General features: G+C 63.5%; 19 protein-coding genes. 8 read left to right on the top strand and 11 right to left on the bottom strand.

Annotated elements, in window-relative coordinates:
• Nucleotides 1-63: 63 nt before the first annotated feature.
• From moaA to ACSHT2_RS34240, 3 genes are all read left to right on the top strand, one after another.
• Complete coding sequence (moaA, locus tag ACSHT2_RS34250; protein ID WP_440639498.1) at nucleotides 64-1,098, top strand: GTP 3',8-cyclase MoaA; 1,035 nt, start codon at nucleotides 64-66, stop codon at nucleotides 1,096-1,098.
• A gap of 169 nt (nucleotides 1,099-1,267) precedes the next feature.
• Nucleotides 1,268-1,849, top strand: a complete 582-nt coding sequence (locus ACSHT2_RS34245) for a TRAP transporter small permease subunit (RefSeq protein WP_440639496.1) — start codon at nucleotides 1,268-1,270, stop codon at nucleotides 1,847-1,849.
• A gap of 26 nt (nucleotides 1,850-1,875) precedes the next feature.
• The gene (locus ACSHT2_RS34240; protein WP_440639494.1) at nucleotides 1,876-3,531 is read left to right on the top strand and encodes a TRAP transporter large permease; all 1,656 of its coding nucleotides are present in this window, start codon (nucleotides 1,876-1,878) and stop codon (nucleotides 3,529-3,531) included.
• A 26-nt stretch (nucleotides 3,532-3,557) separates the two neighbouring features.
• Here ACSHT2_RS34240 and ACSHT2_RS34235 read toward each other — a convergent pair whose 3' ends face one another.
• The 10 genes from ACSHT2_RS34235 to ACSHT2_RS34190 all read right to left on the bottom strand — a co-directional run bounded on the left by ACSHT2_RS34235 (nucleotide 3,558) and on the right by ACSHT2_RS34190 (nucleotide 17,424).
• Complete coding sequence (locus ACSHT2_RS34235; protein WP_440642995.1) at nucleotides 3,558-4,925, bottom strand: ATP-binding protein; 1,368 nt, start codon at nucleotides 4,923-4,925, stop codon at nucleotides 3,558-3,560.
• A 10-nt stretch (nucleotides 4,926-4,935) separates the two neighbouring features.
• Nucleotides 4,936-5,610: a response regulator transcription factor gene (locus ACSHT2_RS34230; RefSeq protein WP_440639492.1), complete on the bottom strand. Its 675-nt coding sequence runs from the start codon at nucleotides 5,608-5,610 to the stop codon at nucleotides 4,936-4,938.
• 188 nt (nucleotides 5,611-5,798) lie between these two features.
• A complete protein-coding gene (locus ACSHT2_RS34225; RefSeq protein ID WP_440639490.1) occupies nucleotides 5,799-9,140 on the bottom strand; it encodes a DUF7379 domain-containing protein in 3,342 nt (1,113 codons plus the stop codon).
• Between the two features lie 86 nt (nucleotides 9,141-9,226).
• Entirely contained in the window at nucleotides 9,227-10,846 is a 1,620-nt protein-coding gene (locus ACSHT2_RS34220) for a hypothetical protein (protein ID WP_440639488.1), read from the bottom strand.
• A 13-nt stretch (nucleotides 10,847-10,859) separates the two neighbouring features.
• A complete protein-coding gene (locus ACSHT2_RS34215) occupies nucleotides 10,860-12,086 on the bottom strand; it encodes a CHAT domain-containing protein (protein WP_440639487.1) in 1,227 nt (408 codons plus the stop codon).
• Between the two features lie 420 nt (nucleotides 12,087-12,506).
• Nucleotides 12,507-12,857 (bottom strand): YunG family protein, encoded by a 351-nt coding sequence (locus ACSHT2_RS34210; RefSeq protein WP_440639485.1) that lies wholly within the window; start codon nucleotides 12,855-12,857, stop codon nucleotides 12,507-12,509.
• A gap of 338 nt (nucleotides 12,858-13,195) precedes the next feature.
• Complete coding sequence (locus tag ACSHT2_RS34205) at nucleotides 13,196-14,284, bottom strand: TRAP transporter substrate-binding protein (protein WP_319331162.1); 1,089 nt, start codon at nucleotides 14,282-14,284, stop codon at nucleotides 13,196-13,198.
• A gap of 164 nt (nucleotides 14,285-14,448) precedes the next feature.
• Nucleotides 14,449-15,537 carry a TRAP transporter substrate-binding protein gene (locus ACSHT2_RS34200; protein WP_440639483.1) on the bottom strand — a complete coding sequence of 363 codons (1,089 nt, stop codon included), beginning with the start codon at nucleotides 15,535-15,537 and terminating at the stop codon, nucleotides 14,449-14,451.
• A gap of 204 nt (nucleotides 15,538-15,741) precedes the next feature.
• Entirely contained in the window at nucleotides 15,742-16,878 is a 1,137-nt protein-coding gene (locus tag ACSHT2_RS34195) for a P-loop NTPase (RefSeq protein ID WP_440639481.1), read from the bottom strand.
• Nucleotides 16,879-16,986: 108 nt separating this feature from the next.
• Complete coding sequence (locus ACSHT2_RS34190; RefSeq protein ID WP_440639479.1) at nucleotides 16,987-17,424, bottom strand: VOC family protein; 438 nt, start codon at nucleotides 17,422-17,424, stop codon at nucleotides 16,987-16,989.
• 183 nt (nucleotides 17,425-17,607) lie between these two features.
• On the opposite strand from ACSHT2_RS34190, the gene ACSHT2_RS34185 reads away from it, so the two are divergent.
• The 5 genes from ACSHT2_RS34185 (at nucleotide 17,608) to ACSHT2_RS34165 (ending at nucleotide 22,699) form a co-directional block, all read left to right on the top strand.
• Entirely contained in the window at nucleotides 17,608-18,480 is an 873-nt protein-coding gene (locus tag ACSHT2_RS34185; RefSeq protein ID WP_440639477.1) for an NAD(P)-dependent oxidoreductase, read from the top strand.
• 239 nt (nucleotides 18,481-18,719) lie between these two features.
• Nucleotides 18,720-20,111, top strand: coding sequence for a sodium:proton antiporter (locus ACSHT2_RS34180; RefSeq protein WP_440642994.1), 1,392 nt, complete (start codon nucleotides 18,720-18,722; stop codon nucleotides 20,109-20,111).
• 161 nt (nucleotides 20,112-20,272) lie between these two features.
• Complete coding sequence (locus tag ACSHT2_RS34175) at nucleotides 20,273-21,868, top strand: sensor histidine kinase (protein ID WP_440639475.1); 1,596 nt, start codon at nucleotides 20,273-20,275, stop codon at nucleotides 21,866-21,868.
• A gap of 44 nt (nucleotides 21,869-21,912) precedes the next feature.
• Nucleotides 21,913-22,116 (top strand): DUF1289 domain-containing protein, encoded by a 204-nt coding sequence (locus ACSHT2_RS34170; RefSeq protein ID WP_319331156.1) that lies wholly within the window; start codon nucleotides 21,913-21,915, stop codon nucleotides 22,114-22,116.
• A gap of 28 nt (nucleotides 22,117-22,144) precedes the next feature.
• Nucleotides 22,145-22,699: a TIGR02281 family clan AA aspartic protease gene (locus tag ACSHT2_RS34165; protein WP_440639474.1), complete on the top strand. Its 555-nt coding sequence runs from the start codon at nucleotides 22,145-22,147 to the stop codon at nucleotides 22,697-22,699.
• Between the two features lie 5 nt (nucleotides 22,700-22,704).
• On the opposite strand, the gene dusA is transcribed toward ACSHT2_RS34165, so the two are convergent.
• Entirely contained in the window at nucleotides 22,705-23,697 is a 993-nt protein-coding gene (gene dusA / locus ACSHT2_RS34160) for a tRNA dihydrouridine(20/20a) synthase DusA (RefSeq protein ID WP_440639473.1), read from the bottom strand.
• Nucleotides 23,698-23,700 lie beyond the last annotated feature (3 nt).

Here is a 23,700-nt window from a genome sequence, read left to right as displayed (position 1 = left end):
TTGCTTTCTCAGCACCGCTGAAGCAAAGGTGCGCCCGTCGCCGTAAGTGACAAGGCATTTGGTATGAACGGACTTTCTGCGAGCCCCCGTGCCGCGCTGTCGGGCGCGATGACCGATCCGTTCGGGCGGACCATCAGCTATCTGCGTGTGTCGGTCACCGACCGCTGCGATCTGCGCTGCTTCTACTGCATGTCGGAAGACATGACGTTCCTGCCCAAGGCCGACCTCCTGACGCTGGAGGAACTTGACCGGCTCTGCACGGCCTTCATCGCCAAGGGCGTGAAGAAGCTGCGGCTCACCGGCGGCGAGCCCCTAGTCCGCCGCAACGTGATGACGCTGGTGCGCTCGCTGTCGCGGCATCTTTCGACCGGCGCATTGAACGAGCTGACGCTGACCACCAACGGCACCCAGCTTGCAAAACACGCGCGCGAGCTCGCCGATTGCGGTGTCCGCCGCATCAACGTCTCCCTCGACACGCTCGACCCCGGGAAGTTTCGCGAGATCACCCGTTGGGGCGAGATCGACAAAGTGCTCGAGGGTATCGAGGCCGCGCGCGCCGCAGGGCTCGCGGTGAAGATCAACGCCGTCGCCCTGAAGAACCTCAACGAGGACGAGCTGCCCGAACTGATGCGCTGGGCCCACGGCAAGGGCATGGGCCTGACGCTGATCGAGGTCATGCCGATGGGCGAGATCGGATCGGGACGGATCGACCAGTATCTGCCGCTGTCGCTGGTGCGCGCCCGCCTCGCCCAGCAATTCACGCTGACGGATCTGCTAGAGAGCACCGGCGGTCCGGCCCGCTATGTCAGCATCGCCGAAACCGGCGGCAAGCTCGGCTTCATCACGCCGATGACCCACAATTTCTGCGAATCCTGCAACCGGGTGCGCGTCACCTGCACGGGGACGCTGCACACCTGCCTCGGCCACGAGGACGCCTCCGACTTGCGCAAACCTCTGCGTGCATCTCCTGACGACCTGCTGCTTGCGGATGCGATCGACCGCGCCATCGGGCTGAAGCCCAAGGGGCACGATTTCATCATCGATCGGCGCCACGACCGACCCAGCGTGTCCAGGCACATGAGCGTCACCGGCGGCTAACACCGTCGGACTACGGCCTTATCCCCCTTAATTATCAACAAACTTCCGATTGACTGGCGGCACGCCCGCTGGTTTGGTGCGGCTGCCTCATGCCTGCGCGGCGAGACAAGCCACGCGCCATCTCGGCGCAGTCAAGACGGCCGGGGCACAATCGGGGGAGGACCTATCGTTGCAAGCGCTCCTTAAGCTGAGCAGCAGGATCGACGCGTTCACGCGCTGGACCGGCAAGCGTGTCGCTTGGCTGATCGTGCTCGCCGTGATCATCTCGGCAGTCAACGCGATCATCCGCAAGACGTTCGACACGTCGTCGAATTCGTGGCTCGAGCTGCAATGGGTGCTCTTCAGCATCGTCTTCCTGCTCTGCTCGCCCTGGACGCTGCTCGACAACGAGCACATCCGCATCGACATCGTGAACAACGCGCTGCCGAAGAAGACCCGCAACGTGATCGACGTGGTCGGTCACCTGTTCTTCCTCATTCCGATCTGCATCGTCATGATCATCACCGGAGTGCCGTTCTTCCAGCGCTCCTTCCACATCAACGAGCAATCCGGCAACGCCGGCGGCCTGCCGCAATGGCCCGCCAAATCCCTGATCATGATCGGATTCGCTATGCTGCTCGTGCAAGGCATCTCCGAGCTGATCAAGCGGATTGCGGTGATGCGCGGATTGATGCCGGACCCGCATGAATCCCAGGTGTCGGCGCTGGAGGCGGAAGTCGAGCATCTCGTCGAAGCGATCGAGAAGAAGTAGCGGTTGGCGACGGTTTAGGGGAAATCATGACCGCATTCATCATCGCCAATATGGCGCCCATCATGTTCGTGTCGCTGGTCGTCGTGCTGCTGCTCGGCTATCCCGCGGCATTCTCGCTCGGCGCCGTCGGCCTGTTCTTCGCCGTGATCGGCGTCGAGCTCGGCCAGTTCCATCCCGACTTTCTCCAGGCCCTGCCGGAGCGGGTCTACGGCGTGATGAACAACGACACGCTGCTCGCCATCCCGTTCTTCACCTTCATGGGACTGGTGCTGGAGCGCTCGGGCATGGCCGAGGACCTGCTGGACACGATCGGCCAATTGTTCGGTACCATCCGCGGCGGCCTTGCCTATGCCGTGATCTTCGTCGGCGCGCTGCTCGCCGCGACGACGGGCGTGGTCGCCGCCTCCGTGATCTCGATGGGTCTGATCTCACTGCCGATCATGTTGCGCTATGGCTATGACCGTCGCGTGGCATCCGGCGTCATCGCCGCGTCCGGCACGCTGGCCCAGATCATTCCTCCCTCGCTCGTCCTGATCGTCATGGCCGACCAGCTCGGCAAGTCCGTCGGCGACATGTACGAGGGCGCTTTCATCCCCGGCCTCGTGCTCGCCGCCCTCTACGCCTCCTATGCCTTCCTCGTCAGCATGATCTTCCCGAAAGCCGCTCCGGGCCTGCCCAAGGAGGCCATTGGCTTCCGCGAAGACGACGGCGGCCGCGGCCTCGTCTCCCTCGGCATGCTGTTCCTCGCGAGCTGCGTGTTCGGATGGTTCATGATGCGCAATTCGAGCACGCATGGCGCCGATTACGTCGTGCTCAGCATGTTCTACGGCATCGTCTTCGCGTTCGCCGTCGCCGTGCTGAACTGGGTAATCGACAAGCTGACCGGTTTCCGTTTCCTCTCGAAAATGGCGCAGCAGACCACCTTCGTGATGGTGCCGCCGCTGTTCCTGATCTTCCTGGTGCTGGGCACGATCTTCATCGGTATTGCGACGCCGACCGAAGGCGGCGCGATGGGTGCCGCCGGCGCCCTCCTCCTCGGCGCCGCGAAGCGCCGGCTGAGCTGGGACCTGATCCGGCAAGCCACGGAATCGACCGCCAAGCTGTCGGCTTTCGTCGTATTCATCCTGGTCGGCGCCCGCATCTTTTCGCTCACCTTCTACGGCGTCAACGGCCATGTCTGGGTCGAGCACCTGCTCACCTCCCTGCCCGGCGGCCAGGTCGGCTTCCTGATCTTCGTCAACGCGCTTGTTTTCGTGTTGGCCTTCTTCCTCGACTTCTTCGAGCTGGCCTTCATCGTGATCCCGCTGCTCGGACCTGCCGCCGAGCACCTCGGCATCGATCTGATCTGGTTCGGCGTCATTCTCGGCGTCAACATGCAGACTTCGTTCATGCATCCGCCGTTCGGCTTCGCGCTGTTCTATCTGCGATCGGTCGCGCCGAAGGAGCGATACACCGATCGCCTCACCGGCAAGAGGATGGATCCCGTCACCACGGGCCAGATCTATTGGGGCGCGGTCCCGTTCGTCATCATCCAGATCATCATGGTCGGCCTGGTGATCGCATTCCCCGCGATGGTGATGCACTACAAGGGCGTCCAGTCGAACATCGACCCCAACACGATCAAGATCGAGGTGCCGCAGATCGACCTGCCGCCGCTCGATCTCGGCCCGCCGCAGAAGTAGCAAAGGATGGCGCGACTGCTGCCCTCTTACCCTCCCCTGGAGGGGGAGGGTAAAGAGGCCACCTCGTTCGCCGGCCGAAACCGCAGCGTGAACTCCGCGCCGCCGCCGGAAAGGTTTGCCACCGCGATCGTCGCGCCGTGATCGTCCGCCACCGCGCGCACGATCGAGAGCCCCAGGCCTGCGCCGTCGCTGCGCCTGCGGTCGGCGCGCCAGAAGCGCTGGAAGATCAGCTCGCGCTCGGCTTCCGCGATGCCCGGGCCGCAATCGCGCACGCGCACCGAACCGTCCTCGCGCACCTCGACGTCAACCGAGGTGTCCTTCACCGTGAACTTGATGGCGTTTTCGGCGAGGTTGAAGATGGCGCGCTGGATCATCTCGGAATTGCCATGGATCAATACCGGCGCGTCGGTGCCCTTCAGCGCAATGTCCTTGTGCTGCGCGATTGCAAAGGGCGCGATCGAACCGACCACCTCGGCGCAGACAGCGCGCAGATCCGCGATCTCGCCGGGATCGCGCACCAACGTGTCGAGCTCGGCGATCTCCAGGAGCTGCGCGACGAGCCGGCTCATGATTTCGATGTCGGCATGCAGCGCCTGCTGTGCCGCACGATCGTCAAGCGTCTCAATCCGCGTGCGCAGGATCGCAAGCGGTGTGCGTAGTTGATGCGCGGCATCCGCCGTGAATTGCCGCTGCAGCCGAAAGCCCTCCTCCAGGCGGTCGAGCGCCTGGTTGACGGCGGTGACGAGCGGCATGATCTCGCGCGGAATCTGCGCCGTCGGCAGGCGGATGTCGATGCGCGCCGGGCCGATATTGCTGGCCTCCTCCGAGGCCTTCCACAGCGGCGCAATCGCTCGGCGGAAGATGATGATGTCGGTGGCAAGCAGGACCAGGAGGATCGGAATGGTGATCCACCCCACCCGCCGGAAGAAATTCGAGACGATGTCGTCGGTGATGACGTCGCGGTGCGCGAGGTCCTCGGCGACCCGGATGCGCACCGTCTTGCCGGCAATATGCCGGGTGACGCCCGCACCGGAGATGGTTTCCGAGAAGCGTGGTTGCGCCACAGCGGCCGGGCGACGGTGGGAGGAGAACAGCAACCGGCCGTCGGCATCGCGAATGTCGAACTGGTAGCGGCCGTAAGCGTCCGAATAAAGTCCCTTGAGGCTGTCGGGCAGGTTGAAGCTCAACGTGCCGTCCGGCTGCGCGACGATGTGCTCCGCCAGCACCTCGGCCTGCGCGCGCATGGCATCGCGATGCAGCTGCTCGATCTCGGAATTGAGCAGCCAGAACAACACCAGCGGCAGGAAGATCGCGACCACCGCGACCGCGACGATGTGCAGGAACACGATGCGCGAGATCAGCGATTTGAACGTGAGCGATCTGGCATGCCCCACCGCGGGCACGCTATTTCTCCTCATTCATGAGGTAGCCGACGCCCCGGATGGTATGGATTACAACCCTGGCTCCGTGTTCAGCCAGCTGCTTGCGCAGCCGCGAGACATAGACCTCTACCGCATTGGAGGCCACTTCGCCTTCGAGCCCAAAGATGTGGTCCTCGACGTTCTTCTTCGGCACCACCCGACCCTGCCGGCGCAGCAGGATCTCGAGCACCGAGGTCTCGCGCGCGGAGATGATCCGTGGCTGGTCGTCGACGAAGATCTGGCGGCTCTCGGTGTCGTAGACGAGGTTGGCGAGACTGAGCGAGCGGCCGAGCAACTGGCCGGGCCGGCGCAGGATGGCCTCCAGCCGCGCTACCAGCTCCTCCATGGCAAACGGCTTTGCGAGATAGTCGTCGGCGCCGCTGCGCAGGCCGGTGACGCGGTCCTGCAGGCCGCCGCGAGCGGTCAGCACCAGGACCGGCAGCGGCTCCATCTGCTGCCGCAGCTCGCGCAGCACCGACAGGCCGTCGTCGTCGGGCAGGCCGAGGTCGAGGATCATCGCGGCATAGCGGACGCTGCTCACGGCCTCGCGCGCCGCGGCAGCGCTGCCCACGATGTCGCTCTCGTAGCCGGCTGCGGCCAGTCCGCCAGCAACGAGCCGCGACAGTTCGGCATTGTCCTCGACGATCAGAAGGCGCATCGATATTCTGGTGTCACCGCACGGCTCGTGCCGAAATCTTCGCCGCTCTTTTCCAGCATTCCGGACGGCTGGGCCAGCGAAAAAATGCGCGGTGAGCCGATCGCCCCGATGTCAGGCTCGTGTAAGCCGATCGGACTCGCAACTCACGAGGCCTGGAACGGCGGGCAGGCATCCCGCGCCAGTTCGATCTAGGCACCAACTTCGACGCGCGCAAACGGATTGCCGTACACGGAATAGGCCAGCCAGGTCAGTTCCTTCCGGCTTTTGGCTGCCTCGCGAGCCGTTCGGACGGCTTCCACCAGCACGTTTCCGTCCTTGAGCGAGCGATAGAACGCCTCGGCAAAACTGTAGGCGAGCTTGTCGTCCACCGACCAGAGCGCTCCGACCAGCGCGCCCGCGCCGAGTTCGGAATACGGCCGCAGGAATGCATCGACAAAACCGGCGACACCTCCACCGATACCGCGTCCCGAGCGCCCGGTCTGGCAGGCATTGATGAAAATGGTTGGTCTCGGTCCGCTTTCCGCGAAGCGCGCAAAAGCCTTGACCTGATCCGCCGATAGCGAATCCTGCGCAAAGCCGCCGTCCACCTTGGATCCGGCCATCAACAGGTCAGCCGTCATGACCGCCCGCTGCGCCGCCTCGCCGTGGCAGGCAAAGTGCAGAACGTCGCAGTCCCTGGCATGCTGTTGGAGGAAGTCCGTCACCGAGATGCTGTCGGCCGGGACCTCGCGGGGATGGCCGAACAGCTTGGCCAGCATCTCGCGTTCGGCACCGGCGCCTTCGAGCCGCAGGGCGGGATCGAGATAGGCCGGGATCACGTAGTTGACGCGATCATTGCGCATTGCAAGGCTCGGACCGGGCCATGGCGTGCTGTGCAGCCAGCGGACCAGCCCCCATTCGGCGAGGAAGCCCTTGCCGGCCTGTCCGGACTTCCGATCATTGATGTAGAGCAGCTCCCAGGGAATGAACGGCTCCTCCGAGATGACCTGGATCGCGCGGATCGCCTCGCGATGGGTCCACAACGCCTCGCGGACCTTGTCCGGCAACAACTCGTTCGCCATGACAATTCCGTTTGCCTGCAGGCGCGACAGGAACTGGTCATACAACCGGTTCGTCGCGAGCCAGGAAGTCTCGATGCCCTTGAAGATCTCCGCAACGTAGACGTCGCGAGAGAACCCCCCGGGAAGGGTGCGCGATTCCGAAACTGCGATGTTGGGATCGACGCAGGCAAGGTCGAAGCGGAGCGTCACCTTGCCGCTCTCCACGATCTCGTAGATCCTCAGCACCGCCGGCTCGTTAGGGCGTGCCGCCATGGCCAGCCCGACCTGGCTCCGGCGCAAGGTCTTGCTGTCTGCATCGACGAATACGGGAGCCAGGGTGAAGGACGCCAGAATGCGCGGACCCTGCCGCGCCTCGACGAGAATGTCGGCGGCGCCCTCGGCAACGCCTTCCACGACGAACCGCAGCGCCTCCGCCCGTCGTTCCCGCGGCACGTCGATATCCGCGCTGGCCTCGCCGATGACCCGGCAATTTCTGCGGGCGATGACTTCAACGACGATGGCGCGGGACGCGTCGATGTTGACCGGGGTATCCGAGGCGCTGGACGTTTGTGTTTCCGCAGCCTGGATCCTCTCACGCGAAACCGTCACAAACAGCGGGACCGGCTTCCTGGGCGGCGGATGAGACTCGATCTCTGCCGCAAAATAGCAGGCAGCGGTTCTTGAATCAGGAGAAGGTGCCAAGGGCGGCATCTCGGCTGCGACGGACGCCTGGCTCGGAACGGGCGATGCGGCCGCAGGAGCCGCACGTGTTGGCATCCGCCGCAGCGTAGTTGTGTCCGACATCGAGTCGGCTTCGAGGTTCTCCAGATGGGGAGAGGGCAGAACGGCTCCCAGCGAGTGTTCACCGTGGGACGCCGCTCTCCGCGTCGCCCGGCGCGATACTGTCCGCGCCAGGTCAAATTGCTCGCCGAGGCGAGCTGCGCCAACGCCCAGCCATTCACTCAATTTCAACGGAACGACGTCCGTCGCAAAATAAGTGGTGTGAAAGACGTCGTCCGTATTGCCGAAGGCAAAGGTCGCGTCGCTGGCGAGGCGCGAGGCGCGGGTCCCGAACGAGGTCATCGACGAGGTATCCACCACCAGATCGTTGTCGAGCCGGAACAGGCGATTTGTCACGCGATCGGCAATGAACTCGGCGAACTCCCTCGTCACCCCCTTGCTGGGTTCGACCTGCGCGACGAAATTCGAAGTGATCGCATAATAGGTCGCGAGCTTGTCGAGAGGACCGGCCGCCCCGTTCAACTCCCTGACGAGATCGCTCGTGGGCCGCATCGCCGCAAGTCCGGGCACTCTTTGCTCGTCGATGGCGACTTCCGAAAATGCCTGGACAAAGCGACCGACAGTCTTGATCCCCTGCGCCACGATGGGGCTCAACGCAGCCCCGCCCGCCAGGTATGAAACCGCACGGACGCCGGCCATGATCCCGTTGGTGTAGAGATCGATCATCGCCGCCCAGTTCTCGGGCTCGGCAAGATGCGTCCCGGCGTTCGTGCAGCCGACAAAGATGGCCTTGCCGAGCCGGATGTCCGGTCGTTGCTCCGCAAGCCGATTTTCCACCACGCGATAGACGAGTTCCCCGCGGCTGTGGACGACCGCGTCGATCGACGACTTTTCCGGGATTCCCAGCGCCTGCAGCGCCGCAACAAGAGCGGCTGCATTCTGGCCGGGCGTTGCGATCAGGGTCTTGTGGTCGAAGCCGAGCACGGCGTCGTAGTGCTGGTTGGCTCTCGAAAGAAATGCCTGCCCGCTCTCGGAACCGGCAAGCTGCGCGAAGCCACCCGCGGTCGACGAGAACGTGCCGTGCACCATGAGCAGGATCTTGAGCGGGCGATCTTGCGGCAAGCGAGGCCGCTCCGATCGCGACGGGGTCCATGCTGCCGGATCGAGCCCGGTCATCATCACGATCCCCTCCTCCCGGTCTCCCTCGATGTAGTCGGTCGCCGCATCGACGGCCGTTCTGGCGACGAACTTCAGCACATAGGCGCGGACCGGATCGATCAGCTTGTCGGAGACCCAGTCGAGAACCGGGCCACGCTTGCCGCGTGCCGTGGAGATTCCGCGGGTGCCGCTCGTTTCCGCCGTCAGCGGGAACACCAGAACTTGTCTACCGCCGCGTTGCCGCGATGGACGGGCAACCTGCTGCGGGTAGCTCCAGGCATAGACGCCACCTGCCCCTTCGATCAGCACCATCGCCCGTTCGGACGGTCCGACCTCGACCTCGATCTGAGTCGGCGTCTGCGCGTCCCGTCGCAGGGCGCGCGTTCCGGGCCGCGTCGGCGCCATTTCAACTTCGGCCGCGATCGTGAAGTCGGACGCCGACAGCGCCCTCTTGAGTTGATCGGTGCCCCTCATCTGGCTCGTGGAGGCGCGGCGCAATCCCCGGCGGGCAGCGCCGTCCTGAACCACCCTGACCTCGACATCGTCGGGACTTTGAACCACGATCCCGTCTGCTATCTCGATTACAGCCATGTCCTTCCCCCTGTGCAGATGCGTTCTTCGTTACGTCCTTCAAATGCCGCGGGGCGCACGTCGCGCGCCCCTCCGACAGCGCGAGGTCAAGGCTTGACAGTCGACTGCGACGCAGGCGCGGCCCAACCGAGCAGATTGCCATCGAGCGCCGACGACTTCCGGATCAGCTTGTTGGATTCGATGTAGGCTTCCGCCGTCGAGGGCACGAGGTATCCGACCACGAAGCCGAGAACTCCGAAGGACGCGACGATGCCAGCGTACCACGACAACGGGATGGTCGGCATTTCCAGACCAAAGGCCCTGGTCACCAATACGAAGCTGACGAGAAGGCTGAACATCAGCGACGCCATGACCACCGCATGGGCCGCGCCGTCCTTCAGTCTCGCCTCGTGATAATCCAGCCGATCCGCCCTCAGCCGCACGTCGAGAAGAATGCTCAGGACCAGCGTGTTGACCAGGAAGATCAGGGAGAACAGCGAGCTCGCCGCAAACGGATGATTCTTCGCCAGCCAGCCTTCAGCGATCGGAATCGTGCTGTAAGTCAACCATAGTATGAAGTTGCCCGCCAGATACGAGCACGCCCCGAAGACCACGTAAGAGCTCCAGGGCAACGCGTACAGCGAGGGGCGCGCGAAATTCGTCGAGGCCTTCGGATAGATTGCAAAGAAGATCGAGATCGTCAGCGCGACCGCGTGTGCGAGGGACGAGAGGCCTCCGGCCAGCGAACCAACCGCAAACTTCTTCGGTAGATCAAGGAAGAACAGCGGCGCGACAGAGACCGCGAAGTCGAGGACGAAGATCGTCACCAGGGGTGCAAACGGCAATGGCTGGGGCAGAACGGTCTGATACCCGAAGCTGGATATCAGCTCCGTCCGGGAATCGCGCCTGTCGACGACCGACAAGGTCGCCTCGGCCAGACGACGCTGGTATGCGACCCGCAAATCCTCACACTCTTCCGCAATGAAATCGGAGATCTCGAGCACCAGCTCCCGCGCGTCGACATCCGACACCATGATGTCTTCCGTCAGCAGGAGGGCCCGCGCCGACCGTCGCAGCATTCGCCGATACTGCCTCTCCAGCTCGTCAAACGCGGCTTTCCGCGCGCGGAAGAACTTCTCGAAGCGCGGGTTGCCGCGCAGTTCGACGAAACTGGTGTGAAGCGAAGCAACCTGCATGATCATGGCCGTCGCGCCGACGGCAAGCACTTCGTCATCCTGATTGAGCGCCTTCTCGATCAGCCTCGCGGGAACGCCATATCCTTCGAGCTCGCGCTGCAACTCCGGCTTTGCCCGCTCCGTCACCCGGATGGGCGAACGCGCGATGGCCACGATGACGGTCTCCACGGCCTGCGGGTAGCGCGCCAGCGTCTGCATCATGGTTCTCAGAAGTCCGATCACCCGAGATAGGATCGGCAGGTGCGGCGCCAGCACCATGAATGCGATCGTCGCCGGTACGGCAACGAGCAGGCCGGCGCCGAGTCCGGGATAGATTTGATTGGTCAGCCAGCGGACTTGGCTGACCATGAACACATAGAAGACCACGGCGATCGTGACGTAGGCGAGGACCGCGAAATAATAGCGGTCGCGCATCACGGCATAGCGGATCTCCACGGTTTCGAAAGGAGCGTGAAAGTCGATCGCACTGACGATGCAGATCGCGATCGCACCGAGGCCGAGAGCAACGACGGACGGGTCAAAGCCGTACATTGATGAACATCCGCTAGGGTACAGCCCGGTCCACGAAAATTTCACCGTCGAGGCCGCGCATGTAGAGAACCGGAGAAATCCATTCGGCGAAGTGGCGCGCCTTCAATTCGGCCCTCGTATGCGCCAGAGCGGCCTGAATCGATACGTTGTCGGCGAGATACGTGTAGAACGTATCGGCGAACGCGAGCCCCATGTTGTCGCTGATCTCGAACTGCATGGCGATCACCGCAGGGACGCCGCCCTGAATGAGCTCGGCAGCGGTGCTCGAGAACAGGGGACCGTCGGATTGCGCCCCGCTGCAGGAGTTCAGAACGACGAGGCTCGGCGTTTGGCCGGGCTGGGTAAGGAACACTTTCAACGTGTCGGCATACAGCCGAATCCCGCTCGATCCGCCCTCTTCCTGCACCACGATGAAGCCCATCTGCCGATCCGGATCGTGCCCGCCGTGACCGATGAAGTGAAACAGATCCCACCGTTTGCCGTCATCTCCCCTCAGGAAACGACGGTTGAGATCGCGCGCCTTTGCCGAAGGAATCCAGGACAGCTTCAGTCTCTTGCCGTCGTTCAAATCGTTCAGTGCCCTCTTGATCGCGACCTGCTCGGCGTCGACCTCGATCTCATCCAGCGGGAATCCGTTCAGAACCTTGACCCTCGCAGCCATGCCCAGCACCCGTATCGGCCTTGCAGCGCTCATCCGACGTTCTTCGCCATAGTCGTCGACAGCACGCGTGAACGGTGTGCTCTGGGAGGTCGTCACATAGATGCGGTTCTTCTTGTCATACATCGTTTCCCAGGGCACGTAGGCGAGCGTGGGATCGCTGACTCGCAAGCGGATCAGGAACGGCTCGTCGTCTCTTCGCGCTGCCTGGAAGCATTCCTGATAGAGTTCGAGGATCTTTCGCTGAAAGATGAAGTCGAAGAGTTGCGAACCGATTTCCTGGACAATTCGCTCGTCCGACCCCGAAGTCAGAGCGCCGGCAGCATCACGGATGGCGGGTCTTGCTTCATTGCCGCCATTTGCCGCGGCCGCATCCGGGTTTCGCGGGCGTAGCGCGGCCTCGGCGCTGCGCGCGGCAGGACTCTGAAGAATCGCTTCCTGCAGCGGTCTCAGGTTCTGGCGAAAACTCGGCTTGAGCTTCTCGACTTCGATCTCGCGGCTCGACGAATTGTATTCCGCAACGATGCGGCAATGGTCTTCGCCACAATCCTCGATGGTCAGATTGAAAACGACCTTCGCCACGACGCAATCCTCAGCCGCGCACTATCCGCGCAAAAAGGCGCCTTGCAAAAAAGTCCCTGGCGGTCAGCAAGGCCCACATCGCATGTGGAGGGCGTCGTGCCACGGTATTTCCGCGCTCCGCACCTTAGAAGCGGTGCAGGCCACAACCGCTATTTCGGATATCACTCTCCGTATCTTGGCAGCCGGCGTTCTGCCCGCCAGGACGCACAGCTCGGGGTTCGGGCGGGCTTTCTTCTTGACCTCGGTCCTGATCGCAGCGGCGCACCGCACGGCATCGGTCGGCGCAATCAAGGAAAGCTCGCTAGCTTCCCGGAATTTCTAGCGAATTTCTCTCGACGTGACTGTGAACCGCTTCACACCTCTCGCTTTGGTGATCAGTGTGAAGCGGCGTTTGCGATGCGGTCGATGCCCGTTTCGGCGCTAGCCTGACTTCGTATGATGCTTCCGGAATGCGACTCTCAGTTCAGCCAGTTGGTCGCTTGTTGCTCCCAGCTCTGCCTCAGCGCGACTTGTCGGCAGATCCTTGTAAGCGATCGGCTGATCGAACTGGCTCGCCGTGAAGTCATACCTCCGGCCTTCGATCCGGTTGTAGAAATGGTCGCCGGCCGGCAGAGGCGTCTTCAGCAAATCACCGCCGAAGAGTTCTTGAACGAGCAGAGCAGTGACGTTGCATTGCCCGGCCGCGGGATTGTTCGCCGTCCATTGGCGTGCGGTTGACAACGACCATGCCTTGCGCAGCGTTCTTTGAACATCGTCGGGATCGAAGCTCATCGTCGTCTCCAGGCTGGCATCGACGAACTCGATTTCGGATTATTCGATGATTGCTTTCTACTCCTGTTTTGCCCGACAGGTCAAACTGCTCCTGGTCGAGAAGCCGCCGGGCGAAACGATCCATCGATCGGCGGGCTCCGGAGCCGACTTCTCCCGCACACCGCAGCATCCGGCCCCGCCTCCGCAAGGGCTGCTTGTACCGCCGATTTTTTCCGCGACTTATCAAGCCGTTGGCTACTGTGCATGGGGTTGTTTTCCATGTTCTTGATTCCAGCCCCTGCAAACAGCAACGCCCCGGAGCCTTCGCTCCAGGGCGCTGCCTGCGACGGATCGTGCGATCAGCTCTGCGAGCGCCGCGCCATGAAGATGTCGTAGCCAACCTCGGCGACCTGGAACCAGGCGTAGCCGTCGCTCGTGAACTTGGAGAGCGAGTCGTGCACCTTCTTGAAGTTGGGGTTGGTCGCAGCGACTTCGGCGTGCAGCTCCTTGGCGGCCTTGTGGCAGGCATCCATGATCGACGGCGAGAAAGCATGCAGCTTGGTGCCGCCGGCGAGCAGCTTCTTCAACGCCAACGGATTGGCGTTGTCGTAGCGCGCCATCATGTAGTTGTTGGCGTAGTGGCCGGCCTGCTCCAGCACGCTCTGGTAATATTTCGGCAGCGCGTTCCACTTGTCGAGGTTGACGAAGGCCATCAGCATCGGTCCGCCTTCCCACCAGCCGGGATAATAGTAGTGCGGCGCGATCTTGTAGAAGCCGAGCTTCTCGTCGTCATAGGGGCCGACCCATTCGGCGGCGTCGATGGTGCCCTTTTCCAGCGCGGGATAGATGTCGCCGCCGGCGAGCTGCTGCGGCACCACGCCGAGCTTCTGGAGCACGCGCCCTGCAAAGCCGCCGATGCGGAACTTCATGCCCTTCAGGTCCTCGGGCGTGTTGACCTCTTTCCTGAACCAGCCGCCCATCTGGCAGCCGGTGTTGCCGGCGAGCAGCGAGACGACGTTGTAGCCCTTGTAGAACTCGTTGAGCACGTCCCGGCCGCCGCCCAGCATGTACCAGGCCTGGTTGATGCGCATGTTGGGACCGAACGGCACGGCCGAGCCGAAGGTGAAAGTCGGGTCCTTGCCGAAATAATAGTAGGACGCGGTGTGGCCGATTTCGCAGGTGCCGTTCTGCACCGCGTCGAGCACCTGGAGGCCCGGCACGATCTCGCCGGCCGCGAAGATCTGGATCTGGAATTTGTTGTCGGTCGCTTCCGCGACCATCTTGCACATCATCTCGGCGCCGCCAAACAGCGTGTCGAGCGATTTCGGCCAGCTGGTCGGCATGCGCCATTTGATTTCCGGCATCGACTGCGCGATCGCGGGAGCCGCGAGCGTGGCGGCGCCGGCCGCACCAAGTCCTGTGACCTTGATGAAGTCTCTTCTCTTCATGATTTCCTGCCCTGATGGATCGTGATTGTGGGCCTTCTTGTCGAGGCTTGCCGCAAGCATGGCGCAAGCCGCGGCCGAATGCCATCGTGATCGCACTGCGGCAAAGAAAAAGCCCGGCCTCGCGAGCGAGGCCGGGCCATCCGTCTTACGACTTAAGCCGCAGATCAGCCGCGTGTGCGCGAGCGGATCATGAAGCTGTCGTAGGTATATTCCGCGACCTGCCACCACAGATATTCGTCGGAGCGGTAGGCCTGCATGGCGTCGATCGACTTCTTGAAGTCGGCGTTCTTGGCCGAGATCTCAGCCCACAGCTCGTTGGTGGACTTGAGGCAGGCTTCCAGCACTTCGTTGGTGAACGGGCGAAGCTGGGTGCCGCCGGCAACCAGGCGCTTCAGCGCGGCCGGGTTCTGCATGTCGTAGCGCGCAGCCATCCAGGTGTTGGCATGGGTGGTCGCGTTGGCAAGGATCGCCTGGTAGTTCTTCGGCAGTGCATTGAACTTTTCCAGGTTGGCGAAGGCATGGACGGTCGGACCGCCTTCCCAGAAGCCCGGATAGTAGTAGTACTTGGCAACCTTGGCGAAGCCGAGCTTCTCGTCATCGTAGGGGCCGACCCACTCGGCCGCGTCGATGGTGCCCTTTTCCAGCGCCGGATAGATGTCGCCGCCGGCGAGCTGCTGCGGCACCACGCCGACCTTCTGAAGCACCTGGCCGGCGATGCCGCCGATGCGCATCTTGAGGCCGGAGAGGTCGGCAACGGTCTTGATCTCCTTGCGGAACCAGCCGCCCATCTGGGTACCGGTGTTGCCGCAGGGGAAGCCGATCACGTTCGACTTCTTGAAAAACTCGTTGGCGAGCTCGTTGCCGCCGCCCTGATAGAGCCAGGAATTCTGCTGGCGCGCATTGAGGCCGAACGGCACCGAGGCGAAGATCGCAAAGGTGGGGTCCTTGCCGACGTAGTAGTAGGAGACGGTGTGGCACATCTCGACCGTGCCGCTCGAGGTCGCATCGAGCGCCTGGAGGCCGGGGACGATTTCGCCGCCGGCGAACACCTGGATTTGGAACTTGTTGTCAGTCATCTCGGCGACGTACTTCGCCACCTGCTCGGCGCCGCCATAGATGGTGTCGAGCGACTTCGGGAAGCTCGAAGTCAGGCGCCACTTCACCTCGGGCGAGGATTGCGCGATCGCCGGCGAGGCCACCGCGGTCGCCGCCGCGCCTGCTGCCGACACTTTAAGAAAATCACGACGCTTCATATTCAGGTCTCTCCTTGCTGGGGCGTTTCCCCTTAACTTCTCTTATGCCGCCGCTCATTCCGGCGACGCGTCAATGTCGCGTCGAACCGAAGGGGCTTGACTGCCGTGCGCCTTTAACACGGACCGCGCGGTTACGGAACGCGACAATGGCATGACGGGGCTCTACAAAAGTCGCATGTCGCAGGGGGCCCGCGGCCGGCCGGTTCAGGCTGCGGCGATGACGCCCTTCAGCTGGTCCCGAACCTGCCCCGCGATGGCGCGGTAGATCGCCGCATGAGGACCGTCCGGCTCGCTGTCGACGACGGGATTACCGGCGTCCGAGGTGGCGCGAATCGCCATATGCAGGGGGATCTCGCCGAGGAACGGCACCCCGAGCTTCTCGGCCTCATGCCGCGCCCCGCCATGGCCGAAAATGTCCGACTTGGTCCCGCAATGCGGGCACTGGAAGTAGCTCATATTCTCGACGATGCCGAGCACGGGCACGTTGACCTTCTTGAACATGGCAAGCCCCCGCCGCGCGTCGATCAGGGAGAGGTCCTGCGGGGTCGAGACGATCACGGCGCCCTTGAGCGGCACGTTCTGGGCCAGCGTGAGCTGGGCATCGCCGGTGCCCGGCGGCATATCGACGACCAGCACGTCGAGCTTGCCCCATTCGACGTCGCGCAGCATCTGCGTCACCGCCGACATCACCATGGGACCGCGCCAGATCATCGCGGTCTCCTCCTCGACCAGGAAGCCGATCGACATGATGGCGAGGCCGAAACGCCGAAGCGGAATCATCTTGCGCTCGTCGTTCAGCTCCGGCTTGTCGCGCAGGCCCGTCAGGCGCGGCACCGAGGGGCCGTAGATGTCGGCATCGAGCAGCCCGACCTTGAGGCCGAGGTCGCGCAGGCCCAGCGCCAGGTTGAGCGCGGTGGTCGACTTGCCGACGCCGCCCTTGCCGGAGGCGACCGCGATCACGGCGGCAACGCCCGGGATTTCCGATTGCCGCGCCATCGGCGACCCGCCGCCCTGCGGCGGCTTGTGGGCATGGGCCGGCTGCACGCCGGGCGTGCCGCGGCTCGGCTGCGGGGGTGGCGGCGGCGCGGAGCCCGGCTTGCGCTCGGCGGTCAGCGCCACCATGACGGTGGTGACGCCGGGAATAGCGCGCACCGCGGCCTCCGCTTCGGCCCGGACGGATTCCCAGGCCCTTGCCTCGGCGGCATCCACGTTGATCGAGAAGAACACCTTGCCGTCGGACGCGCTGATCGCGCTCAGCACATTGGCATGAGTGAGCGCGACCCCGCGGGGCGACTTGACCTTGGCGAGACCGTCGAGAACCTGTTGCTGCGTCACGCTCAAAGCGCATCTCCTGAACGGAGCATGATCCGGAAAAATATGGAGCGGTCTTCCGACAAGATCATGCTCAAGGCTTTAGGATGCCCAAATAGAGCGGAAACGCCCAAAAGGCTACTGCCTGCCGATATCGTCAGCCTTTTCGGCGGGCGCCGCCCCCTGCTCCCTGGCGGCCTCGTAATTCAGCTCGATCATGACCCCATTGGGGTCGTGGACGAAAATCTGCCAGAGGTCGCCGCCGGGCACCTGGCGGGCCTCGAACTTCATCCCCTTGGATGCCAGCCGATGCTTCATGCCGTCGAAGCCGCGACTGACGAAGGCGACGTGGTGGACGACGCCGGAATCCGGCTTTTGTGGCTCGGCGGTCGCAGAAATGTCGACGAGGTGCACCACGGGCTTACCCTCGCTGTACATCCAGGCGCCCGGGAAGGCGAAATTCGGCCGTGCGCCTTTTTCCAGGCCCAGCACGTCCGCGTAGAAGCGGACGGTCTCGGCCAGATTCCGGGTCCGGATGTTGAAATGATCGAGGACGCCAACGCTCACGCCGCCCATGCTCTCGCTCCCTTTTTTGAAGTCCTTGGGTCCGCCATCCTAGCACAGGGGGCCGCCAAACGAAGCCGTTGCCCTCTGGCCTCAAGGGTTTATGGTGCGCCTCCAATCCGCCCTCACCGCGGAACCCAGGCGCCCTCGCTTGGCAAGAACCCGTAAAACCCAACTACGGACAAGGTACCACACATGGCTAAAGTCGCTTTCCTCGGTCTCGGCGTGATGGGCTTCCCAATGGCCGGACACCTCGTGAAAAAAGGGGGCCATGAGGTCACCGTCTACAACCGCACCGCGGCGAAGGCGAAGGAATGGGCGGACAAGTTCGGCGGCAAGACCGCACCGACCCCGAAGGCCGCCGCCGAAGGCCAGGATTTCGTGATGTGCTGCGTCGGCAACGACAACGATCTGCGCGCGGTCACGATCGGCCCCGACGGCGCGTTTGCCGGCATCAAGAAGGGTGCGACCTTCGTCGACCATACCACCGCCTCCGCCGAGGTCGCGCGTGAGCTGGACGCTGCCGCCACCAAGGCCGGCTTCAAATTCGTCGACGCCCCGGTCTCCGGCGGCCAGGCCGGCGCCGAGAACGGCGTGCTGACGGTGATGTGCGGCGGCGCGCAGGATGCGTATTCGGGCGCCGAGCCGATCATCACAGGGGCCTATGCGCGGATGTGCAAACTGCTCGGGCCCGCTGGCTCCGGCCAGCTGACGAAGATGGTCAACCAGATCTGCATCGCCGGTCTCGTGCAGGGTCTCTCCGAGGGTATCCACTTCGCCAAGAAGAGCGGCCTCGACGTCGCCGCGGTGATCGAGACCATCTCGAAAGGGGCCGCGCAATCCTGGCAGATGGAGAACCGCTACAAGACCATGAACGAGGGCAAGTACGATTTCGGCTTCGCGGTCGAATGGATGCGCAAGGACCTGTCGATCTCGCTGGCTGAGGCCCGTCGCAACGGCGCCAGCCTGCCTGTCACCGCGCTGATCGACCAGTTCTACGCCGAAGTCGAGAAGATGGGCGGCAAGCGCTGGGATACGTCGAGCCTGCTCGCGCGCCTGCAACGCTGAGGCCCTGTTGCGGCCTTGTCCCGGGCCGTGCAGCATCGTGCTTCGTCGCGACCCCGGCCGCGACGAAGTCCAGAACGTGCGAACCGAAATAATCACAAACGACTGGGGGAGCCTTGCTTAGCGTGATCGCCGCCATCCTCGTTGTTGCCTGCGCCGGCGTCGTGCCGGAGCTCCGACCCGGAATCGCCGGAATTGCCGCGGGTGGTGCCTGTCGGCGGGGATCGCGCCTCATTGCTCGCCTGCTCCCGGTCGCGCTCCTGATCCTCGTTGCATTGCCTTCGCAGGCGTTCGCCGCATCGCTCGATGGGGCGAGCATTCACCCGCAGTGGGCGCTCCCCTTCGCCGGCATGCTGCTGTCGATCGCGATATTTCCGCTCGCAGCACCTCACTTCTGGGAGCACCACCAAGGCAAGATTGCCGCGATGTGGGCTGCCCTGATCATGCTGCCGCTCGCCGCCTGGTACGGCCCGCTTCCAACTATCCAGGCGCTGGTTCATACTGCGCTGCTCGAATACATCCCTTTCATCCTGCTGCTCCTTGCTCTGTTCACTGTGGCCGGCGGAATCGTGGTGCGCGGCAATCTTCACGGCTCCCCGGTTCTGAATACGATGCTGCTCGCTTTGGGCACTCTGATTGCGAGCGTCATCGGCACCACCGGCGCGTCGATGGTCATGATCAGGCCGGTGATCCGCGCCAATGACGACCGGCGCCACAACGCGCACGTCGTCATCTTCTTCATCTTTCTGGTGTCCAACATCGGCGGCTCGCTCTCGCCCCTGGGAGATCCGCCGTTGTTCCTGGGGTTCCTGCGCGGCGTGGACTTCTTCTGGACGACGACGCACCTGTTCGCGCAGACTACGTTCGTGGCCTGGATTCTGCTCGCCCTGTTCTTTTGCATCGATGCTTATCTTTATCGCAAGGAAGGCCGCGTCAAACCGGACCCAACTCCGGACAATCCCTTGCGGGTCAGCGGCGGCCTCAACTTCGTTCTGATGGGAGTCATCATTGCTGCGATCCTCTTGAGCGCCAAGCTCGACCTCGGCGGATTTGAGGTTCTCGGCACGCACCTCCAGCTGCAGAACCTCCTGCGCGATGCCGTGATGATCGGCGTCGTGTTCACATCTCTTGCCGTCACCTCGAAGGAGGACCATGACGCGAACGGTTTCTCTTGGGGCCCTATGATCGAAGTGGCAAAGCTGTTCGCCGCCATCTTCATCACCATCATTCCCGTGCTTGCGATCCTCAACGCCGGCAAATCCGGCGCGTTTGCCTCCGTCGTGAACATGGTCACCAACGCCGACGGCACACCGAACAATGCCGCCTATTTCTGGTTGAGCGGCTTGCTCTCATCCTTTCTCGACAATGCGCCGACCTATCTCGTCTTCTTTGAACTTGCTGGAGGCGACGCCGATCATCTGATGACGAATGGCGCGCTGACCCTGGCCGCGATCTCCGCAGGTGCGGTGTTCATGGGCGCAAACTCTTACATCGGTAACGCGCCCAACTTCATGGTGTACGCGATCGCGCGAGCGGGCGGTGTCGCAATGCCGGGATTCTTCGGATACATGGCCTGGACCTCCGTCCTGCTGCTGCCTGTGTTCGCGTTGGTCACGCTCGTTTTCTTCAGGTGAAGGGGCTGCGGGTTCCGCGAGCGGAGTTCGGAACCGGGCATTGGATTAACGCCGGGTTAACGTAATTCTTTAGCTCCTTAAGTCAGCTCTTAAGGATTTCTTGCCAGAGATAGACAATGCAGAAGTCCCGCGCCCGGCGTGGGCAGGAATCGTGTTGCTTGATGAGTAACCCCGCTGAAAAGCCCGAGGTTGTGCAGCTGCCGGCCGAGCCGGTGAGCGCGCCATCGGCGAGCAGCCGAAGGGCTGCGGCGCAGCGGGTGCGCGAGGCGCGGGACAAGTTAACGTCGACCAGTGGAACCCGGCCGGCTTTCGACGCCGAGATGCTGCGGCAATATGCCCAGACGCGGCTATCCGCCTCCTATGTCGTGATGCTGCTGGTGGTGGCCACCGGCGTGCTGTTCGGGCTGTGGATGCAGCCGATCCCGGCCGCGGCCTGGACCGTCGGCATGCTGTGCATCCACAGCGCCATGATCCGCAATTGCCGGCGCTTCCTGACCGAGCCCGCATCGCCCGTGGCAACGCGCGCATGGCGGACGCGTTTCGTCGTGCTCGACCTGCTCTATGGCCTGTGCTGGATGGCGATCCTGATCCATCCCGTGCTCGACATGGTCACGGAAACGCTGATGATGTTCCTGATGCTGCTGGTGATCGCAGTATCGAGCATGCTCGCCGCCAACCTGCCGATCGCAGCACTTGCCGCCACGGCGCCGGTCGCGGTCGCGATGGCGCTGAGCTTCGCAGTGACGGGTTCGCTGGACAATTACATCCTGGCAGCGCTGGCGCTCGCCGCCGAAGGCTATTTCGTCCTGCTGGCGCACCGCCTGCACTCCTCCACCTTCGCCACGCTGGAAGCGCGCGCAGAGAAGGACGCGCTGATCGGCGAGCTGGAGCAGGCCAAGGCGATCTCGGACGAAGCGCGCCACCGTGCCGAAGCCGCCAACGTCGCCAAGTCGCGCTTCCTCGCGCAGATGAGCCACGAGCTGCGCACGCCGCTGAATGCCATCCTCGGCTTCTCCGAGGTGATGAAGAGCGAGATCTTCGGCGCGCACGCGGTGCCGGTCTACAAGGAATATTCCGCCGACATCCATAACTCCGGCGTGCACCTGCTCAATCTCATCAACGAGATCCTCGATCTGTCGCGGATCGAGGCCGGCCGCTACGAACTCAACGAGGAAGCGGTGTCGCTGGTCGGCATCGTCGCGGACTGCCATCATTTGATGAAGCTGCGTGCCTCGAGCCGCGGCATCACCATCCACGAAGTGTTCGAGCAGGCTATGCCGCGGCTCTGGGCTGACGAGCGCGCGATCCGGCAGGTCGTGCTCAATCTGCTCTCCAACTCGATCAAGTTCACCCCGCAGGGCGGCGAGATCTGGCTCAAGGCGGGATGGACCGCCTCGGGCGGACAGTATCTCTCGGTGAAGGATACCGGCTCCGGCATCCCCGAGGACGAGATTCCGGTCGTGCTCGCCTCGTTCGGCCAGGGCTCCAATTCGATCAAGTCAGCCGAACAGGGGGCCGGCCTCGGCCTGCCGATCGCCAAGAACCTGATCGACCTGCATGGCGGCACGTTCACGCTGAAATCGAAGCTGCGCATCGGCACCGAGGTGATCGTCACCTTCCCGCCGGAGCGTGTGATGAGCGCGCTTGCCCCGCTGTCGGATGATTCCCCGCCGCTCCAGCCGGAGAGTTCCGTCCTGCCCGACGAGAAACGCCGGCCGCGCCACAAACCGATCATGAGCGCGGGCACAGGCTCTTAACGAGATGCTTGCAGAGATGTCCGACGATCCCTCACTATGTCCGAATGAGCAAAGAAACACCGTGCGTCGCCGTCTGCATGATGGATCCAAAGACCAAGCTGTGCTTCGGGTGCGGCCGGACCTTGCCCGAGATCGCGCGCTGGCATGCCATGGAAAGCGCGGACCGGCTCGCGATCATGGCCCTCTTGCCGGCGCGCATGACGGAAGCTGGACTTGCGCCGATCGCGGGATCGCCGAAACGCATCTGATCCGCCTGCGGGCCCTCGGGGGCGCAGGATGATCCGCTTCCTGCTCGTTCTGGTCATGCTCGCCGGCACGGCAGGTGCCGTCGTCGCCTATGGCGACCCCGACCAAATCGCGCGGGCTAGCCATAAGGTCTCGCACATTTTCCGCAGACAGACCGCCTCCCCGGCGCCGGCCGTCCAGATCCCACGCGGTCAGGGCGGCGAATTCACGCTGCGTGCGAAGATCAACGGCGTCACCGCGCCGATGGTGATCGATACCGGTGCGACGTCGGTGGTGCTGACCTGGGAAACCGCAAAAGCGATCGGGCTGCCGCTCGAGATGCTTGAATACAACGTCGACCTCGAGACCGCGGGCGGCCACACCAAGGCGGCGCGGCTCACGCTTGACCGTCTCGCCGTCGGCCATCTCGTCGAGAAGTCGGTGCCGGCTCTCGTCGTGCAGCGCGGCCAGATGAAGACCAATCTGCTCGGCATGAGTTTCCTCGACCGCCTTGAGAGCTGGGGCGTGCGCGCCGACAAGCTGATGCTCACCGGCTATCCGGAACTCCAGCGCAGTCATCGCCGCTCGCGCACGGCCGTCGACTAGCTGACTTACGCCGCCTCCGCCGGCGCGCGCGCAGCGACGCGCGCGATCGCATCGCGCAACACCTCGAGACCAGCGCCCGGCTTCACCCCTTGCTCGGCCAGATGACGGCGGAAGGCCCGCGCGCCCGGCACGGCATGGAATGCGCCGACGAAATGCCGCGTGATCGCGTGCAGTCGCGTTCCGCGCGCGAGCTGCTGCTCGATGTAGGGCGTCATCGCCTCGAGTGCATCCTGCATGGTCGCATGCGGCGCCGCTTCGCCAAAGATCTCCCGATCCACGGAGAGGAGCCGCCACGGTTCCTGATAGGCGGCGCGGCCGAGCATCACGCCGTCGACATGTTCGAGATGAGCCTTCGCCTCTTCTAGACCAAGAATGCCGCCGTTGATGATGACAGGCACATCGGGCATTGCGCGCTTGAGGCGATAGACGCGGTCATAATCGAGCGGGGGAACGTCGCGATTCTCCTTCGGAGACAACCCGTTGAGCCAAGCCTTGCGGGCATGCACGATCAGCGCGTCGCAGCCGGAGGCGACCACCGCATGTGCAAGCGCATCAAGCGCCACTTCCGGGTCCTGCTCATCGATGCCGATGCGGCACTTCACGGTGACGGGAATCGCGACCGCGCGCTTCATCGCATCAACGCATCTCGCCACCAGCTCGGGCTCTGCCATGAGGCAGGCACCGAAGCGGCCATCCTTCACGCGATCGGACGGACAGCCGACATTGATGTTGATCTCGTCATAGCCGAACGCCTCGCCGATCCGCGCAGCCTCGGCGAGTTCGCGCGGATCCGAGCCGCCGAGTTGAAGCGCCACCGGATGCTCACACCGATCGAACCCGAGCAGCCGCTGCCGATCGCCATGAATGACGGCGCCGGTGGTGAGCATCTCCGTATAAAGCAGCGCCCGCCGCGACAGATGACGATGGAACACCCGGCAATGCCGGTCCGTCCAATCCATCATGGGCGCCACGGAAAAGCGATAGTCTTGATATTTCAATAA

The sequence above is a fragment of the Bradyrhizobium sp. PUT101 genome (assembly GCF_052043945.1).
In the GTDB taxonomy this organism is placed as follows: domain Bacteria; phylum Pseudomonadota; class Alphaproteobacteria; order Rhizobiales; family Xanthobacteraceae; genus Bradyrhizobium.
The sequence above is the reverse complement of the archived record's forward strand: the minus strand, read 5'-3'. Positions and strand labels throughout refer to the sequence as shown.

Excerpts from the sequence above, each read along its gene's own strand:
- moaA (WP_440639498.1), top strand. The coding sequence starts at position 64 with ATGAACGGACTTTCTGCGAGCCCCCGTGCCGCGCTGTCGGGCGCGATG.
- ACSHT2_RS34240 (WP_440639494.1), top strand. The coding sequence starts at position 1,876 with ATGACCGCATTCATCATCGCCAATATGGCGCCCATCATGTTCGTGTCG.
- ACSHT2_RS34230 (WP_440639492.1), bottom strand. The coding sequence starts at position 5,610 with ATGCGCCTTCTGATCGTCGAGGACAATGCCGAACTGTCGCGGCTCGTT.
- ACSHT2_RS34225 (WP_440639490.1), bottom strand. The coding sequence starts at position 9,140 with ATGGCTGTAATCGAGATAGCAGACGGGATCGTGGTTCAAAGTCCCGAC.
- ACSHT2_RS34220 (WP_440639488.1), bottom strand. The coding sequence starts at position 10,846 with ATGTACGGCTTTGACCCGTCCGTCGTTGCTCTCGGCCTCGGTGCGATC.
- ACSHT2_RS34210 (WP_440639485.1), bottom strand. The coding sequence starts at position 12,857 with ATGAGCTTCGATCCCGACGATGTTCAAAGAACGCTGCGCAAGGCATGG.
- ACSHT2_RS34205 (WP_319331162.1), bottom strand. The coding sequence starts at position 14,284 with ATGAAGAGAAGAGACTTCATCAAGGTCACAGGACTTGGTGCGGCCGGC.
- ACSHT2_RS34200 (WP_440639483.1), bottom strand. The coding sequence starts at position 15,537 with ATGAAGCGTCGTGATTTTCTTAAAGTGTCGGCAGCAGGCGCGGCGGCG.
- ACSHT2_RS34190 (WP_440639479.1), bottom strand. The coding sequence starts at position 17,424 with ATGGGCGGCGTGAGCGTTGGCGTCCTCGATCATTTCAACATCCGGACC.
- ACSHT2_RS34185 (WP_440639477.1), top strand. The coding sequence starts at position 17,608 with ATGGCTAAAGTCGCTTTCCTCGGTCTCGGCGTGATGGGCTTCCCAATG.
- ACSHT2_RS34175 (WP_440639475.1), top strand. The coding sequence starts at position 20,273 with ATGAGTAACCCCGCTGAAAAGCCCGAGGTTGTGCAGCTGCCGGCCGAG.
- ACSHT2_RS34170 (WP_319331156.1), top strand. The coding sequence starts at position 21,913 with ATGAGCAAAGAAACACCGTGCGTCGCCGTCTGCATGATGGATCCAAAG.
- ACSHT2_RS34165 (WP_440639474.1), top strand. The coding sequence starts at position 22,145 with ATGATCCGCTTCCTGCTCGTTCTGGTCATGCTCGCCGGCACGGCAGGT.